This window comes from Streptomyces sp. NBC_01320, assembly GCF_035974375.1.
In the GTDB taxonomy this organism is placed as follows: domain Bacteria; phylum Actinomycetota; class Actinomycetes; order Streptomycetales; family Streptomycetaceae; genus Streptomyces; species Streptomyces yanii.
In genome coordinates, this window is record NZ_CP108390.1 from 2,956,895 (window position 1) to 2,974,703 (window position 17,809).

Below are 17,809 nucleotides of genomic sequence, written 5' to 3' on the forward strand. Positions count from 1 at the left end.
TCCCCGTCAAGGGCGCCGACCGTATTCGGGGTGGGCCATTGCCCGTTTCTCGGCTTCGCGCTCGGCAACCACCAACTACCCGACCGCCTCGGCCGGGTTCGCAGCGATCCGAGGTGCCGCGGGCGGGTGGCGGAGGCGGTCGGGAGCCGCGCACACAGGTGCGGACTCGGCTGCCCCTCACCATCACGTTGTCGGCTCAGCCCGGCGAAGCCGTGCCGGTGACCGAGCCATACAGCGGGAACGGACGTCCGCCGGTGGCGAAGTACCCGGACAAGCCGCAATCGGTGAAGCAGCTGGTCACCATGCCGGTCGGAAAGCGGCAGAGCCGGTGCAATGACGTGAGGGCTCCCGGCCCGGCACCGGCCGCAGTGGCTTCAAGCGGATGTATTCGCGGTTCGTGGTCTTATCGAGCACGATTAGATGAAACAGGCCCTGGGTCTGGCCTACTTCGAGGGCCGGACCTGGACCGGCCGGCACCACCACGTCACCAGGCCCTACTAGTCCTCGCCGCCGAAAACACCCCTCGCTCAACCGCTGTCGTCACAACAGCCCTCCTCGTCCACCAAGTCACAGGCTCGTGAGGAGGTCGTCGAGGGGGGCCGGTACCTGTTCGGGGTCGAGAGCCTCGACGAGGAGGCGGCCGTAGCGGATCTTGCGGCCTTTCTTCGTGCCGAGGAAGCGCCGCAACTGCTGCTGCCGGGGGCGACCGTGGTGTGCGGGCTGGTGCAGGAAGGTCTGCCAGGGGCGGAGGTCGCCCTCGGTCCGGACGACCTCCTCGACCCTTGCCGTGCCCAGCGCGCGGATGAGCTCGTCCTCCAGGTCCGCCGCGCACACGAAGATGTCCCGGCGTGGCGCCCGTGCCCGCTGCAGGCCGCGGTCGAAGAAGCGCTGCTCGCGCTCGTCGCAAAGTCCTGCCAGACGCAGGCCGAGGCCGGGCGGCCCGAGGAGGCCGGCGTAGCGGCCGACGCTCATCGCCCCGCCCATCGGCACCACGCACACCCCCTCGGCGGCCAGGTCCCGGCCACGCCGCGCGGCCAGTGCCTCAACGGCCGCGAGGTCACTCAGCCCTTCCAGCAACACCGCCGTCCGCACCCCCAGTCGCACAGCCAGATCACTCGCCGGCCCGCCCGGACCGCCGCTCGCCCAACCACTGACCGCGTCCCGGAACGCCCGCATCTCCGCCATGGAGCGAGTCTGCACCTCCACCGCCGGCACAGCACGGGATTATTCGACGGCCCCGCTCGACATGACCGGCGCCCTCGTCACCTGGGCAACCATCACCCAGAAAATCCGCCCATCACCTGCGGCACCGAGTCCTGCGAACCATTGGACGCCCCGTCACCGAACGTCACTCCCAACAGAGATCAACGCCGTTGACCTTTGAAAAGCAGGTACTCACCGGCAGAAGGTCCATAGCCGTCACAGCGGGCAGCTCGCAACAAGACGGCAGATACTGATCGCTCGCGCGGTGGGCGGGCGTACGCCGCCCTGCGTACCGCCGATCCGGCGGGTACCGAAGGGCATGTGGTCGGCGGCGGTGCAGCGCTCGCCGAAGGCCCGTCGGTAGCCCGGTGCACCGGGCTACCGACGGGCTTCTGCCAAGGGGGTCAGCCCGTCACGGTCACCGTCCCCGTCCCCTCCCGCGTCGCCCCGCTCTCCTCCACGATCACGCGGTACGGCCGGTCCGTTCCGTCGGCCGTGACCCGCAGCGTGTCCGCGTCCCGTGTGACGTGGAACGTCGCCGCCGGGACGCCTGCCAGGTCCGGCACCGTGACCGGTGTACCGGTCGTCGCCGACGCCGGGCCGAACACGCGCAGTGTCAGTCCGTTCAGCCAGTCGCCGTCCGGGCGCTGGTCGTCCGCACCCCACGGGAGCACGGCGCCGGGGCGGACCAGGATCGGCAGGCTGTCGAAGCCGTGTGTCTCGTGGCGCCAGACCGGCCCGGTGACCGTTTCGCCCGTCAGCAAGTGGGTCCAGGTGCCTTCGGGGACGTAGTACTCGACCTGTCCGTCCTCCGTGAAGACCGGGGCCACCAGCAGGTCCGGGCCGAGCATGTACTGGCGGTCGAGCATCCGGGTCGTGGGGTCGCCGGGGAATTCCAGCAACATCGGACGCATCACCGGGATGCCGGTGCGGTGGGCCTCGGCCGCGACCCCGTACAGGTACGGCATGAGGCGGTGCTTGAGGAGGGTGAACTTCCGGGCCACGTCCACGGCCTCGTCGCCGAACGCCCACGGCACCCGGTACGACACATTGCCGTGCAGGCGGCTGTGCGAGGAGAGCAGTCCGAAGGCGAGCCAGCGTTTGAAGACCGCCGGGTCGGGGGTGCCTTCGAAGCCGCCGATGTCGTGGCTCCAGAAGCCGAACCCGGACAGGGACAGGGAGAGGCCGCCGCGGAGCGACTCGGCCATCGCGGTGAACGAGGCGAAGCAGTCGCCGCCCCAGTGGACCGGGAACTGCTGGCCGCCCGCCGTCGCCGAGCGGGCGAAGAGCACCGCTTCGCCGTGCCCGCGCTCCTTCTCCAGGAGTTCGAAGACGGTGCGGTTGTAGATCTGCGCGTAGTAGTTGTGCATTCGCTCGGGGTCGGAACCGTCGTGCCAGACCACATCCGTCGGCACCCGCTCGCCGAAGTCCGTCTTGAAGCAGTCGACGCCCTGGTCCAGGAGGACGCGCAGTTTGGCGTTGTACCACTCCCGGGCGGCCGGATTGGTGAAGTCGACGAGGGCCATGCCGGGCTGCCACAGATCCCACTGCCAGACGTCGCCGTTCGGCCGTCGCACCAGATATCCGTGCTGGGCGCCCTCCGCGAACAGCGCCGACTTCTGGGCGATGTACGGATTGATCCACATGCTGATGCGCAGGCCGCGTTCCTTGAGCCTGGCCAGCATGCCCTCCGGGTCGGGGAAGACATCCGGGTCCCACTGGAAGTCCGACCACTGGTACTCGCGCATCCAGAAGCAGTCGAAGTGGAAGACCGACAGCGGAATGTCGCGCTCGGCCATTCCGTCGACGAACGAGGTGACGGTCTCCTCGTCGTACGAGGTGCAGAACGAAGTGGTCAGCCAGAGGCCGAACGACCAGGCCGGGGGCAGCGCGGGCCGGCCGGTCAGTGCCGTGTAGCGGGCAAGGATGTCCTTCGGGGTCGGGCCGGCGACGACGTAGTACTCCAGCGACTGGTCCTCGACGCTGAACTGCACCTGGCCGACCGACTCCGAGCCGATCTCGAACGACACCTTGCCGGGGTGGTTGACGAAGACGCCGTAGCCTCTCGAGGAGAGGTAGAACGGGATGTTCTTGTACGCCTGCTCGCTGCTGGTGCCGCCGTCCGCCTGCCAGATGTCGACGGTCTGGCCGTTCTTGACGTACGGGGTGAAGCGCTCGCCGAGCCCGTAGACGTTCTCGCCGACGTCCAGGGCGAGTTGGGCGATCATGTGGTGCGCTCCGTCGGGAGTGGTGGCGAAGGCGGTGCCCTTGGCGTCGACGGCGGTGAGGCGGCGGCCCCCGGAGTCGAGGAAGGTCATGCCCCACGGTCCGTCGCCGTCCATGCGCAGGGTCAGCGGGCCGCTGGTCAGTTCGGTGACGGCGCCGTCCCGGCGGGTGCGGGCGGCGGCGGTCGCGGGGTCGAGTCCGGGGAACTCGAATTCCGGCCCGTGGTTGACCTTGCCTGCGTGATGAGTGGTGCGTACGCCGATGATCCCTTCCGCCGGGGAGAAGCAGTCGACGGTGATCAGCGGGGTGTTGAGGGTGTCGCCGCGCTGGGCGACGTGCTTGACCGCCGCGTAGGCGGTGAACCGGTCGGCGGTGACGCGCAGATCGCGGATCTCGGTCGCGTAACAGGCGCGGACGCCCTCACGCATGAGCCAGAAGCCGTCGGTGAACTTCATGAGGACTCCTTGCCGGGGGCAACTGGACGGGAAGATGCGGGGGTTCGGCGGGCGGGCGAGGTCACTCGGTGGCTCCGGTGAAGGTGAGCCCGGCAAGGCGCACGGTGCCGCGCAGAGTGACGCGCACGTCCTGGACACCGGAAGCCGTCAGCGGCACCTCATGGGCGCGGTAGTCGTACGGTCCGTCGGTGGCGGGGATGTCGATGTCCGTGGTGCGGCCGTCGACCGTGATCTCCACGGCACCCGCCCCCGCCGCGGACACGGCGACGACGCCGATTCCGGCCGCGAAGTCGCAGCGACGGTAGAGGAGTTCGTTCCCGGGCGCGGTGGCGGTGACGGCGTCGCCGTCCGTCTTCGTGCGGTCGACGATCTCGGTGGCGAGCTGCTCGTCGTAGTCGGCGGCTTCGAGACCGCGGTGCAGGACGGGGCGCGGGCCGGAGGGTTCGCCGTCGACCGTGACGGTGGCGGTGAGCCTGATGTCCGTGCTGGAGGCGCCGGCCTGGATCTCGTACGTACCGGGTTCGACGGTCCAGCGGCCGTGCGCCACATCCCAGTGGCCGAGCTCGGTCACCGCAACCGTGAAGTCCACGCGCTGCCCGGCGCCCGGCGCGAGGTGCAGGCGGCGGTGTCCGACGAGCTGACGCAGCGGCCGGACGACGGACGGTGCCACGGCCCGTACGTAGAGCTGGGCGACCTCGTCGGCGGCGACGGTGCCCGTGTTGGTGACGGTCAGCGACACCCGCAGCAGGTCGCCGTCGAGTTCCGCCGTCGCACCGGAGTAGGTGAACGCGGCGTACGACAGCCCGTGGCCGAACGGGAAGAGCGGCGTCCCCTCGTAGTACAGGTACGTCTGCCGGGAGGCGATGATGTCGTAGTCCAGCAGGCCGGGCAGTTCGGCGTCGGAGGTGTACCAGGTCTGCGGCAGCCGGCCGGCCGGGGAGACGTCGCCGGACAGGATCCGGGCGAGCGCGGTCCCGGCGGCCTGCCCGCCGTGCGCGGTCCAGAGCAGAGCGGGAAGTGCGGCCGCGGCGTCGGTGAGTGCGTACGGGTAGGCGGAGGTGACCGCCAGGACCGTGCGCGGGTTCACGGCGTGCGCGGCGCGCCACAGGCGCTCCTGCTGGGCGGGCAGGTCGAGGGTGGTGCGGTCCTCGGTCTCGCGGCCGTTGATGTGCGCATCGTTGCCGACGACGACGATCACGGTGTCGGCGGCGGCTGCCGCGCGGGCCACGGTGTCCTCGCCGCGCTCGGTCACCTCGATCTCGAAGACGGTGGCGGCCCCCGCCGCGGTGTCGCCGGAAATTTTCTCGTCCGCGTCGGCAACCTTTACGCCGTCGGCGGCGACAGAGACATACCTACCCGTTCCGATGTGCAGAAGGCGGTGACCTCCGACGTGTCCTTCCACCTCTTCCCGGCGGAATGTCTCCTGGACGATCCAGCCGCCCGGCTCATCCGCGGAGGCGCGTACGTAACCGTCCTCGGCGACCGACAGATAGCGGCCCGCGGGGGCCCGCAGGGTGATCACGCCGTTGCCCCAGTCGACGAGCGCCAGCTCGGACGGGGTGTCGCCGCAGGTCAGCGGGGGCAGGTCGGTGCGGCCGGCCAGGAGTGCCGGGTCGAGAGCGCCCTCCGCGCCCCGGTCGGCGCTGTCGCCGTCGTCGGTCTCGGGGATCTGCAGCCAGCCCGCCGCGCACTTCAGGCGGACCAGGTCGGCGCCCTCCGCGAAGGTGACCCGGTCCGCGCCGAACCGGGCTCGGATCCCGTCGAGCGGGGTGGAGCGGTGGATCAGTGTGCCGCTGTACCAGTCGAGCTTGCAGGCGTCCGCGAGCAGGCCGACGACGGCGACCGTTCCCCTCTCCTCGGGGTCGAGCGGCAGCAGTCCGTCGTTCTTCAGCAGGACGACAGCCTGTTCGGCGGCCTCCTGGGCGAGCGCCCGGTGCTCGGCCGTGTCGAAGGCGGTGGTGTCCGCGTACGGGTCGAGCCCGGGGTCGAACTCCCCGAGCGAGAAGCGCAGCTCCAGGAGCCGGCGGACCGCGGTGTCGATGTCCTGCTCGTCGAGGAGACCCTGCTCCAGCGCACCGCGGATGCGGCCGGTCATGACGGTGGATTCCTGGCCGTGGTCGGTGAAGCTGTCGACCCCGGCCTTCAGCGCGGCGGCCGTGGCCTCTTCGTGGGTGTCGAAGTAGTGCTCGGAGTCGACCAGGTTGGACGGTGCCCCGGCGTCGGAGCAGACCACGAGGGACTGCTCGGTCCAGCTCCGCAGCTGCTGGGACAGGAGCGGCGAGACATGGTTGGGCCGCCCGTTGACCAGGTTGTACGCGGGCATGACCCCGGCCACCGCGCCCGCCTGCACGGCGTCGCGGAACGCCCGGAGGTCGTACTCGTGCAGGACCCGGGGGCGGACCGACGAGGAGGAGATGTCACGGTCGGTCTCGTTGTTGTGCGCGAGCCAGTGCTTGAGGACAGGGGCGGTCCGCCAGTAGTGCGGGTGGTCGCCGCGCAGTCCCCGGGTGTACGCGACGGCGATGGCGGAGGTCAGCGCGGCGTCCTCCGCATATCCCTCCTCGCCGCGCCCCCAGAGGGGGTGGCGCAGCAGATTCACTGTCGGGGCCCAGACGTTGAGGCCGACCCGGTCGTCCTTGGCGCGCTTGGCGCGGACCTCGTTGCCGACGGCCTCGCCGACCCGGCGCACCAGCTCGTCGTTCCAGGTGGCACCCAGTCCGACGGCCTGAGGGAAGACGGTCGCGGGACCCATCCAGGCGACGCCGTGGAGGGCCTCCTGGCCGGTGCGGAAGGCGCCGAGGCCGAGCCGGTCCACCGCGGGCGCGAACTGGTGCAGCATCGCGATCCGCTCGTCGAGGGTGAGCCGCCGAAGCAGATCGTCGATGCGCTGGGCGAAGGGCAGCTGCGGGTCGCGGAAGGGCTGCGGTTGTTCCGTCACGTGCGGGTCCCCTTGGAAAGGTGGGAGGTCTTTCGATGTCCGTGCCAGGAAAGAGGTGGCCGGGCTCCGAGGGATCTGTCCAGACATCGGAAGATCTTTCGAAGCGCTTCGATGCTCCGTTCCCAACCCCACAGGTGTCAAGGCTGCACCTCCGCAAGTTGTCCGCAACCGAGCCCCGTGGCGCCGGGAAACGGTTCGGAAACAGGTCGGAGGAATCTGGAAACCAACTCTTGTGCGGCCGGAGCGCTTCACTTAACCTCACTGCAACATCGAAGCGCTTCGACAAAGTATCGACAGAGTCTCGATGGAGTGCCTGTCACCTTCGATTTCCCCGGATGGTGACATGCTCTGCCACCTTCTTGTTGAACCGCTTCACCTGGGCAGGTTCAGCCGGTTCCGCCGGTCCCCCCGGCCCAGCCAGTAACGCCTCACCTCAGACACAGGAGCCGAACGGCGGTCGCCCGCCGCGTGTCGTCCTGGTGCGCCTCGAAGGGTTGACGCAATGACGCCGAATTCCTCCCCCGCCTCCACCGCTCCGAGCCGGAGAAGCTTCCTCGCCTCCAGCGCCGTCGCCGCGGTCGCCGTGGCTGGCGGGGTACCGTTGCTCGCCGCGTGCGGCGGCGGCTCCGGTTCCGGGAGCAAGGACGGTACGACGACGGGCAAGGCACTCAAGAAGGTCCTGCCGGACTACATCCCGTCGAACCTGGTCCAGCCCGACGTGGCGAGCGTCAACGGTTCGAGCCCCGGCTTCACCAAGCTGCCCGACCCGCTGGTCGCATCGGTGAAGTCCGCGCCGGGCAAGGGTTCCGCGTTCCGGGTCATGACCCCGCTGTGGGGCACCGTCCCGAAGAAGAACAACCCGTACTACACAGCGGTGAACAAGGCGGTCGGCGCGACGCTGAACTTCGACCCGCAGGACGGCAACACGTACCAGGACAAGATCGGCGCCGTGCTCGCCGGTTCGGACATCCCGGACGTCGTGACCATCCCCGGCTGGAACATGCAGGGACAGATCCGCAACGCGATCGTCGCCAAGTTCGCCGACCTGAGCCCGTACCTGGCCGGTGACGCGATCAAGAAGTACCCGAACCTGGCGAACATCCCGACCGGCGCCTGGCAGTACTCCGTCTTCGGCGGTAAGCTCCGCGGTCTGCCCATGCCGTCGCCGGTCCTCGGCAACGCGATCTTCTACCGCAAGGACCTGATCGGCTCCGGCGCCGTCCCGGGCAGCGCCGCCGACCTGCTGGCCTTCGGCAAGGAGTACACGGACGCGAAGAAGAAGGTCTGGGCCTTCGACGACCTGTGGACCTGCATCCAGAAGATCTTCGGGCTGCTGCCCGACGCTCCGCACTACTGGAAGCTGGAGAACGGCAAGCTCGTCCACAAGATCGAGACGCAGGAGTACCGGGAGGCGCTCGCCTTCGCCCGCAAGCTCCACGAGGGCGGATACGTCCACCCCGACGCCGAGGCGGGCAAGGACGCCGACTCCAAGATCCGCTTCACCGGCGGACGCGTCCTGATGTACAACGACGGCACCGGCGGCTGGAAGGGCATGGTCACCGAGCAGGCCACCGCCAACCCGAAGTTCGACATGCAGGCGCTGGACTTCTTCGATCACGACGGCGGAAAGCCGGTCCTGTGGCAGGACGACCCGGCAGGCATCTTCACCTTCATCAGCAAGAAGCTGCCGAAGGCGAAGATCGAGGAGATCCTCGCCGTCGCCGACTTCGCCGCGGCGCCGTACGGCACCAAGGAGTTCATGCTCACCAACTACGGCGTGCAGGACACCCATTACACGATCAAGGACGGGGTGCCGACCTTCACGCCGCAGGGCATCCAGGAGGCCCAGCCCTCCACCTTCATGTTCCTCGCCTCCCCGCCGCACACCATCGCGTTCCCGGACGAGCCGCAGCTGGTCAAGGACTACGCCGGCTGGATGGCCCGACAAGCCCCGAACGTCAAGAAGCCGCTCTTCTTCGGCATGCAGATCGTCGAACCGCAGCGATACGCCTCCCTCTACACGCCCTTCGACGACCTGCAGAAGGACATCCGGCGCGGCCGCAAGAAGGTCAGTGACGTCGACGCAGCGGTGACGACGTGGAAGAACAGCGGCGGCGACAAGCTGCGCGCCTGGTACCAGGACATCCTCGACAAGAACGGCTCCGGCAACTGACCCGTACGGCGGACACGGACCCGTACGTACGTAAGGCAGCGAGACGGCCGCCGGGCGCAGGGACGCCCGGCGGCCAGGGCGGAGAGCACGACATGGGGAGCACACGGTGAAGCCACGGGCCACGGTTGCGACCGAGACGGACCGCGCGGCCGACCGGCCGACGGACCCGATCGGCGACAGCGACAGCGGGGACAGCACCAGCAGGGACAGCAGAACGAGTAACGGCGGCAGGACGAGCAAACGCCCGGCGAAGACCCCACCGGCGGCGGGCGGCATCACTTGGCGCCTGCGCCTGCGCCGGGACCGCACGCTGGTCCTGATGACGCTGCCCGCCATCGCACTGCTGCTGATCTTCAACTACATCCCGCTGCTCGGGAACATCGTGGCCTTCCAGGACTACGACGTGTACGACCTGGGCATCACCGGCAGCCCCTTCGTCGGCTTCGACAACTTCGCCCGGATCTTCGAGGACTACCGCTTCTGGCAAGTCCTCATCAACACACTGGTCATCTTCCTGACCCAGCTGATCCTCTTCTTCCCCATCCCGATCGCCATCGCCCTGCTGCTCAACACGATCATGAGTGCGCGGGTGCGGGCCTGGGTGCAGGCCGTCGTCTATCTGCCGCACTTCTTCTCCTGGGTGCTCGTCGTCACCGTCTTCCAGCAGATGTTCGGCGGGGCCGGCCTGGTCGCGCAGTGGCTGCGGGAACACGGTCATGAGGGCTTCGACCTGATGACCAATGCGAGCTTCTTCAAGTTCCTGGTCACCGCCCAGGCCGTGTGGAAGGACGCCGGGTGGGGCGTGATCGTCTTCCTCGCCGCACTCGCCGCCGTCAACACCGATCTGTACGAGGCGGCGGCCGTCGACGGTGCGGGGCGCTGGCGCCGCATGTGGCATGTCACGCTGCCCGCGCTGCGCCCGGTCATCGCGCTGCTGCTCGTCCTGCGGGTCGGCAGTGCGCTCAATCTCGACTTCGAGCAGATCCTGCTCCAGCGCGACCAGGTCGGACCGGGCGCCTCCGAAATCCTCGACACCTACATCTGGTGGACGGGCATCAAGACCGGCGACTTCGGCTACGCGGCCGCCGCCGGAATCTTCAAGGGACTGTTCAGCGTCGCCATGGTGCTGGGTGCCAACAAGGTCGCCCACATGCTGGGCGAGCAGGGGGTGTACTCCAAGAAATGACGACTCTCCTGGAAACGGACAAGGACAGGAACCGGAGGGAGCAGCCCTCCATGGGGTCCACGGAGTCTCCGCTCCAGCGCGCGCTGCGGATCGAGCCACGCCCCGTGTGGGAGGAGGAGCCCACCAGGACCGGTCTCGCCTTCAAGGGCTTCGGTCTCGTCGCGATCTGCGCGATCGTGCTCGTGCCTCTGTGGGTGGTGATCGTCACCAGCCTCTCCGACACCAAGACGATCAACGACGCGGGTGGTCTGGTCGTCTGGCCCAAGGCCATCACCTTCGTCGCGTACAAGGAACTGCTCAGCGGCGGTGCCGTCACCCGCGCCGCCCTGGTGAGCGTCGGCCTGACCCTCGTCGGCACGGCGTTCAGCATGGTGATCTCGGTGCTGTGCGCGTACGGACTGAGCCGACGGGACTCCTTCGCGCACGGCAAACTGCTGATGACGCTGATGGTGACGATGTTCTTCGGCGCCGGACTCATCCCGACCTATCTACTGGTCACCGGCATCGGCCTGAGCAACAGCTACTGGTCGATGATCCTGCCCAGCGCGATCAGCGTCTTCAACATCCTGGTGCTGCGCGGCTTCTTCATGGACACCGCGCCCGAACTGATCGACGCGGCCCGGATCGACGGCGCCGGCGAGTGGCGGATCCTGCTGCAGATCATCATGCCGCTGTCCCGTGCGGTCATCGCGGTGATTTCGCTCTTCTACGCGGTCGGCTACTGGAGCCAGTGGTTCAACGCGATGCTGTACATCCAGGACAGCGAGAAGTATCCGCTGCAGATGATCCTGCGCCAGCTCGTCCTGCAGCACCAGGTTCCGCCGGGCGCCATGGGCGCGGCGGTCAGCAGCGGTCAGATCAACAGTCTCGCCGTGCAGATGGCGGTCATGGTGCTGGCGCTGATCCCGGTCGCGGTGCTGTCGCCGTTCGTCCAGAAGCACTTCCAGAAGGGCATGCTCACGGGCGCCGTGAAGGGCTGACCCGCAGCACACGCCCTTTTCTCACCGCGCCTCCTCTCTCCCGCTCTCCTTTCCTCCACCGGAAGGTGTTCGCCATGCGCGCTTCGTCCGCGCCCACGCCCCGTCGTCGCACCGTACTGGCGGGAGCAGCTGTCGCGGCTGCGGCCGTTGCCCTGCCGGTCGCGGAACCCGCCGCCGCCCATGCCGCCGGCCAGCGCAGGCCGCAGGGGACTCGGGGCGCCGAGCCCCACCGGTGGCGCACGGCGGCGATCGGTGGCACGGGATTTGTCACCGGACTGCTGTTCCACCCGGCCGTCAAGGGCCTGGCGTACGCCCGTACCGACATCGGTGGGGCGTACCGGTGGGACGACAGGCAGGCCCGCTGGACCGCGCTCACCGACCAGTTGGGCTGGGACGACTGGAATCTGCTGGGTGTCGAGGCCCTGGCCGTCGACCCGGCCCACCCGGACCGGCTGTATCTCGCGCTCGGTGCGTACGCCCAGTCGTGGGCCGGACCCGGTGCGGTACTCCGGTCCGAGGACCGGGGGGAGACCTGGGCGCGGGCGGATCTGACGGTGCGGCTCGGGGCGAACGAGGACGGCCGGGGCGCCGGTGAGCGACTGCTCGTCGACCCGCGCGACAGCGAGCGCCTCTGGCTCGGCACCCGCCACGACGGACTGCTGCACTCCATGGACCGGGGCGCCACCTGGGCGGCCGCCGACTTCCCCGCCACCCCGTCGCCGACCGGCCAGGGAGTCATGTTCCTGGTCGCCGCGGGCCGGTCGGTCTACGCGGGCTGGGGCGACGGCGGCACACCTCTCCACCGTACGAACCCCTCCGGCGGCTGGGAGGCGGTGCCCGGTCAGCCGTCCGGCAGCGCCACGTCGTCGAAGGTTCCGATCCGGGCGGCGTACGACGCCCACACCCGGTCCCTGTACGTCACATACGCCGACGCTCCGGGACCGAACGGCCAGTCCGACGGCTCGGTGCACCGCCTCGACACCCTCACGGGGGCCTGGACGGATATCACTCCGGTCACGCCGAACTCCGGCTCCGGGGACGGCTTCGGGTACGGCGGCGTCGCCGTCGACGCCGGACGCGGCGGCACCGTGGTCGTCACCACCAACAACCGCTGGGCACAGATCGACACGCTGTTCCGGTCCACGGACGGCGGCGCCACCTGGACGTCCCTCAAGGACACGGCGGTCCTCGATGTGTCTCAGACCCCGTATCTGCGCTGGGGCGGGGACGCGGCGAAGTTCGGCTGGTGGATCCAGGCCGTCGCCGTCGATCCGTACGACTCGCGGCACGTCGTGTTCGGCACGGGGGCCACCGTCTTCGGGACCCGCGATCTGGTCCACTGGGCGCCGCAGATCCGCGGCCTGGAGGAGTCCGCGGTGAGATTCCTGATCGCCCCGCCGACGGACGGTGCCCAACTGCTCAGCGGGCTGGGCGACATCGGCGTGATGTACCACGAGTCGCTGGCCGCGTCCCCGTCGCGCGGCATGGCGTCGAACCCGGTCTTCGGCACCGCCACCGGTCTCGCCCTGGCGGCGCTCAAACCGTCGTACGTCGTACGGACGGGCTGGCCGTCCGGCTCCGGGGCGGCCGGCGCGTACTCCACCGACGGGGGCAGCAGCTGGCAGCCGTTCACCGCCCAGCCGGAGATCGCGGCGTCGGCTCCCGGACCGGTCGCGGTCGGCGCCGACGGGGCGACGCTGCTCTGGTCGTTCACCCATTGGGACGGCACTAAGTACCCGGCGCACCGGTCCACGGACAACGGCGCGACGTGGCAGGAGGTCACCAGCTTCCCCAAGGGTGGCGCACCGGTCGCCGATCCGCTCGACCCCCGGCGCTTCTACGTGTACGACACGGACACCGGCGCGGTCTTCCTCTCCACGGACAGCGGTGCGACCTTCACCCGGGGCGCGACCGGACTCCCCTCCAAAGACGTGCAGTTCAAGCTGGCAGCAGCGCCGGACCGCACCGGCGATCTATGGCTGTCGGCCAAGGACAACGGGCTGTTCCGGTCGACGGACGGCGGCGCGACCTTCACCGCGGTCGCCGGCTGCCAGGCCTCGCACGCACTGGGCTTCGGTGCGGCCGCGCCGGTCAGGGGCGGCGCGTCCGGGCGGCGCCCGGTCCACGCCGGCTACCCGGCGATCTTCCAGACCGGGCGCGTCGCCGCCACGTTCGACGGGGTGGCGGTGCTGCGTTCGGACGATGCGGGCACCACCTGGGTCCGGATCAACGACGACAGTCACCAGTGGGGCTGGACCGGCGAAGTGATCACCGGCGACCCCCGCGTCCACGGCCGTGTCTACCTGGGCACCAACGGCCGCGGCATCCAGTACGCAGACCCTGAATGAGGAACGAGAACTCCATGCCGTCCCTGCGCGACGCAGTCCGTGGCCGCATTCTCTTCGGCGGCGACTACAACCCCGAACAGTGGCCCGAGGAGGTGTGGGAGGACGACGTACGGCTGATGAGGGAGGCCGGGGTCAACTCCGTCACCCTCGGGGTTTTCTCCTGGGCGCGGATCGAACCCCGCCCGGGGGTTCGGGAGTTCGGGTGGCTGGACCGCCTGATGGATCTCATGCACGCCCATGGCATCGGTGTCGTGCTGGCCACACCGACCGCGTCCCCACCGCCGTGGATGGGGGTGAAGCATCCGGAGACACTGCCGCGCGCCGAGGACGGCTCGGTCGTCTGGTACGGATCGCGGCAGCACTTCTGCGCGAGTTCGCCCGTCTACCGCCGTTACGCGGCGTCCGTCACCGAGGACCTGGCGGCGCGGTACGCCGACCACCCGGCGCTCACCGTGTGGCACATCAACAACGAGTACTGCACGCACTGCTGGTGCGACGAGACTGCCGCACACTTCCGCTGGTGGCTGCGGAACCGCTACGGCACCGTCGAGGCGCTCAACGAGGCGTGGGGAACGGCGTTCTGGAGTCAGCGCTACGACACCTGGACGGAGATCCTGCCGCCGCGGAAGGCGCAGTACATGAAGAACCCCACGCAGGAGCTGGACTTCAAGCGGTTCACGTCCGACGCCCTGATGGAGTGCTACACGGCCGAGCGGGACATCGTCGCCCGGCACACCCCGCACATCCCTGTGACCACCAACTTCATGCCGCTGTGGTCGGGCCAGGACGCCTGGGCGTGGTCGGCCCAGGAGGACATCGTCTCCGTCGACATCTACCCCGACCCGAAGGACCCGCAGGGCGGTCAGTACAACGCGATGCTCGCCGACATGACGCGCTCGCAGGCCGCCGGGCCGTGGATGCTCATGGAACAGGCTGCGGGAGCGGTGAACTGGCGAGGCGTCAACCATCCCAAGCCGGCCGGTCTGAACCGGCTCTGGTCGCTGCAGTCCGTGGCGCGCGGCGCCGATGCCGTCTGCTACTTCCAGTGGCGGCAGTCCCGGCAGGGCTCGGAGAAGTTCCACTCCGGGATGCTCACGCATGCGGGCGAGCACGGCCGTACCTTCCGGGAGATCAAGCAGCTCGGCGCCGAACTCGCCACGATCGGTGCGGCGGTGAGCGGCACGGACGTGCCCGGCGAGGTGGCGATCCTGCACGACTGGGACTCCTGGTGGGCGAGTGGGCAGGAGGGGCGCCCCTCCGCGCTCCTCGACTACACGGACCTGGTGCAGAGCTGGCACCGCGCCCTGTGGGAGACCGGGACCGCCACCGAATTCGCCCGCCCGGAGGCCGACTTGAGCCGGTTCCGGATGGTGGCCGTGCCGCAGCTCTATCTGCTGTCGGACACCGCGATCGACAACCTCGTCGGCTATGTGCGCGCCGGCGGGACGCTGGTCTGCGGCTTCTTCAGCGGGGTCGTGGACGTGGACGACCGGATCAGACCGGGCGGCATGGACGAGCGGCTGCGCGAGCTGTTCGGCATCCGTACGCTCCACGAGTGGTGGCCGCTCGACGCGGACACGACGGTGAGTGCGACGGCTTCAGGGCAGGTGTCTGGTCGGAGGAGCTGGAAGCGGAGCCGGGTACGGAGATCATCTCCGCGTACCGCGGCGGCGAGCTGGACGGGCTGCCCGCGGTCCTGCGCAGGGACCGCGCGTACTACGTGTCGACGCTGCCCGAACCGGAGGCGCTGCGCGCCCTGCTCGGCCGGGTGGCGGCAGAGGCGGGGGCCGGGCCGGTGCTGGCCGGGCTGCCGGAGGGTGTGGAGGCGGTCCGCCGCGGCGAGCTGCTGTTCCTGCTGCACCACGGGCGGGGCAGTGTCACCGTGCCGGTCCCCGGCCCACACGTGGATCTGCTGACCGGGGCGGACGTCGACGGCCTTGTGGAGCTGGGCCGTTACGGCGTGGCCGTGCTGCGAAGCAGCACACCATGAGCGACGGTACGGAGGCCGGCGCCCGGGAGTGCGACGGTACGTGGGAACCGTGCCCCGCGGCCCGCTGGGAGGACGCCTTCCTGAGCGGAAACGGCCGGCACGGCGCCATGGTGTACGGGGACCCTGATGATGACCGGGTCATCGTCAACCACCACACCCTGGTCCGCCCCAACGGCAGCGAACACGCCCGCCCGCCCCGGCTCGCCGACCGGCTGGAACGCCTCCAGGACGCGCTCCTGGCCGGGGACGTCACGGCGGCCGAGCAGTTCGGGGCGGGCCATCCGTTGCTGTGGGTGCAGCCGTTCCACCCGGCGTTCCAGACCCGGGTACGTCGCGCTCCCGCCCCGGTCTCCGGCTCCATCGGGACAGCCGGCTACCGCCGCGCCGTCGACTTCACCACCGGGGAGATCGGCGCCTCGCAGGAGGACTGGCGGAGCCGTGTCTTCGTCTCGCGGGCCGACGACGTCATCGTCCAGTACATCACCGGGTTCGGGCTCGTCGTGGACCTGACCCTGGACCACGCACTGCCCGGTGCGCCGCCGCGCCTCGCCATCGGCCGCAGTACCGTACTGACTCCCGACGGCGCCCAGTTGGCGCTGCGTGCGGGCTACCCGGACAGCGATCTCGCGTTCACCGGCGTCACCGTGGCCCGGGCGGACGGCGGCACCGTGACGGTGTCGGGCGAGGGCATCCGCGTCGAGGGCGCGCGAAGCCTGCTCCTGCTGACGCGGGTGCGGCGCCACGCGGGGAGCCTGGACCTCGCCGACGAATGGGCGGCGCTGCCGTACGCCGACTAACGCGACGCTGCTCGCCCGGCACCGGCCGCTGCACCGCACCGCCTACGAGCGCGCCACCCTGACCCTCCACGCCGACGCCGGCGAACGCGCCCTGCCGGGGAGCGAGCTGATACGCCGCCCCGACAGTCCCGCGCTCCTGGAGCGCCTCTTCGCGGCGGGCCGCTACCATCTGCTCTCCGCCTCCGGAGCACTCCCGCCCCGGCTGACCGGCCTGTGGACGGGCGACTGGAACACGGCCTGGTCCGGTGCGTTCACCACCAACGCCAATCTCAACCTCCAGATCGCCTCGGCCGCCGCGGCGGGGCTGCCGGAGGTGTCGGAAGCCCATGCCGGTCTGGTCCGCGGCCAGCTGGCCGACTGGCGGGACAACGCCCGCGCGCTCTTCGGCACCCGGGGGATCGTCGCCCCGACCCACACGGACGGCGAGTCCGGCCACAACTACCACTTCCAGCGCGCCTATCCACATCATCTGTGGACGGCGGGTGCGGACTGGCTGTTGCAGCCGCTCCTCGAACACGCCGAGACCACTGGCGCCACGGAACCCTGGCTGACCGACGTACTCACCGAAGTGGCCGAGTTCTACGAGGACTTCCTCACCCGGCACGCCCCGGACGGCACCCTCGCCATCGTCCCCTCGTACTCACCGGAGAACCGCCCGGCCAACGCGAGCTGGGGAACGATCAACGCCACCAGGGACCTCGCGGCGGCCCGCCACGCCCTGACCACCGCGGCCGATTACTCCCCCGGCCACCCGAGCGTCGCACACTGGCGCGCCCTCGCCGACCGTCTCCCCCGGTACCGCGTCAATGAGGACGGGGCGCTCGCCGAATGGGCGTGGCCGGGCCTGCGGGAGACGTACGACCACCGGCATCTCAGCCACCTCTACCCGGTGTGGCCGCTGGGCGCGATCAACCCGTACGACACCCCGGAGCTCGCGGACGCCGCACACCGCGCACTGGAACTGCGCGGTGCGGAGAACGAATCCGCTCACGGCCATCTGCACCACGCGCTGATCGCTGCGCGGTTGCGGGACGGTGCGCGGGTCCTGGACGCGCTGAATGCCGTGCTGGAAGGCGACTTCTTCCACCACTCGCTGATGAGCTCCCACTATCCGTCCCGCGATGTCTACAACGCGGACGCCGCTCATGCACTGCCCGCGGTGGTCATCGAGATGCTCGTCCAGTCCACGTCGGACCGGCTGATGCTGCTGCCCGCGCTTCCCGACACGTACCCGTCCGGCGAACTGCGCGGTGTTCGAACCCGGTTCGGCGCCCGCATGGACCTGTCTTGGACCGACGACGGTCACGCCACGGCCGTCCTGCACCCCACCCGTGACGCCCGGGTTGATGTGCGTACGGGCGAGGGACTCACCCTCACCGATGGCGCGACACCCGACCCCACCGAGACCTCCGCCGGAACTCCCGTGACCCTGCTGGACCTGACGGCCGGCGTGGACCGCGTCCTCACTCTGAGGCCGCGGTAGCGCCTCCCCGACTTCATGACGAACGGGTTC

7 protein-coding genes and 3 pseudogenes are annotated in these 17,809 nt (G+C 69.8%); 7 read left to right on the forward strand and 3 right to left on the reverse strand.

Annotated features, from left to right (window positions below; translation table 11 throughout):
• Positions 1–176: 176 nt before the first annotated feature.
• Positions 177–489: pseudogene (locus OG395_RS58315) on the forward strand (transposase); the annotation flags it as partial.
• A 78-nt stretch (positions 490–567) separates the two neighbouring features.
• Here the strand turns inward: OG395_RS58315 and OG395_RS13910 are convergent.
• The 3 genes from OG395_RS13910 to OG395_RS13920 form a co-directional block, all read right to left on the reverse strand.
• The gene (locus tag OG395_RS13910; protein WP_327243204.1) at positions 568–1,185 is read right to left on the reverse strand and encodes a TOPRIM nucleotidyl transferase/hydrolase domain-containing protein; all 618 of its coding nucleotides are present in this window, start codon (positions 1,183–1,185) and stop codon (positions 568–570) included.
• A gap of 422 nt (positions 1,186–1,607) precedes the next feature.
• Positions 1,608–3,884, reverse strand: a complete 2,277-nt coding sequence (gene yicI / locus OG395_RS13915; protein ID WP_327243205.1) for an alpha-xylosidase — start codon at positions 3,882–3,884, stop codon at positions 1,608–1,610.
• Positions 3,885–3,945: 61 nt separating this feature from the next.
• Positions 3,946–6,822 carry a glycoside hydrolase family 3 C-terminal domain-containing protein gene (locus OG395_RS13920; protein ID WP_327243206.1) on the reverse strand — a complete coding sequence of 959 codons (2,877 nt, stop codon included), beginning with the start codon at positions 6,820–6,822 and terminating at the stop codon, positions 3,946–3,948.
• Between the two features lie 502 nt (positions 6,823–7,324).
• On the opposite strand from OG395_RS13920, the gene OG395_RS13925 reads away from it, so the two are divergent.
• The 6 genes and pseudogenes from OG395_RS13925 to OG395_RS13950 all read left to right on the forward strand — a co-directional run bounded on the left by OG395_RS13925 (position 7,325) and on the right by OG395_RS13950 (position 17,779).
• Positions 7,325–8,995 (forward strand): extracellular solute-binding protein, encoded by a 1,671-nt coding sequence (locus OG395_RS13925; protein ID WP_327243207.1) that lies wholly within the window; start codon positions 7,325–7,327, stop codon positions 8,993–8,995.
• A 106-nt stretch (positions 8,996–9,101) separates the two neighbouring features.
• Positions 9,102–10,181, forward strand: a complete 1,080-nt coding sequence (locus tag OG395_RS13930; RefSeq protein WP_327243208.1) for an ABC transporter permease — start codon at positions 9,102–9,104, stop codon at positions 10,179–10,181.
• The gene (locus OG395_RS13935) at positions 10,178–11,161 is read left to right on the forward strand and encodes a carbohydrate ABC transporter permease (RefSeq protein ID WP_442818555.1); all 984 of its coding nucleotides are present in this window, start codon (positions 10,178–10,180) and stop codon (positions 11,159–11,161) included. Before OG395_RS13930 ends, OG395_RS13935 begins: the two co-directional genes overlap by 4 nt.
• Before the next feature lie 74 nt (positions 11,162–11,235).
• Positions 11,236–13,509, forward strand: coding sequence for a 1,4-beta-glucanase (locus tag OG395_RS13940; protein WP_327243210.1), 2,274 nt, complete (start codon positions 11,236–11,238; stop codon positions 13,507–13,509).
• A gap of 14 nt (positions 13,510–13,523) precedes the next feature.
• Positions 13,524–15,499: pseudogene (locus OG395_RS13945) on the forward strand (beta-galactosidase).
• Positions 15,496–17,779, forward strand: a pseudogene (locus OG395_RS13950) (glycosyl hydrolase family 95 catalytic domain-containing protein). Before OG395_RS13945 ends, OG395_RS13950 begins: the two co-directional pseudogenes overlap by 4 nt.
• The last annotated feature ends 30 nt before the right edge of the window (positions 17,780–17,809 follow it).

What these genes read in the sequence shown, in the direction of transcription:
- OG395_RS13910 (WP_327243204.1), bottom strand. Translation starts at nt 1,185, where the DNA reads ATGGCGGAGATGCGGGCGTTCCGGGACGCGGTCAGTGGTTGGGCGAGC.
- OG395_RS13935 (WP_442818555.1), top strand. Translation starts at nt 10,178, where the DNA reads ATGACGACTCTCCTGGAAACGGACAAGGACAGGAACCGGAGGGAGCAG.
- yicI (WP_327243205.1), bottom strand. Translation starts at nt 3,884, where the DNA reads ATGAAGTTCACCGACGGCTTCTGGCTCATGCGTGAGGGCGTCCGCGCC.
- OG395_RS13925 (WP_327243207.1), top strand. Translation starts at nt 7,325, where the DNA reads ATGACGCCGAATTCCTCCCCCGCCTCCACCGCTCCGAGCCGGAGAAGC.
- OG395_RS13940 (WP_327243210.1), top strand. Translation starts at nt 11,236, where the DNA reads ATGCGCGCTTCGTCCGCGCCCACGCCCCGTCGTCGCACCGTACTGGCG.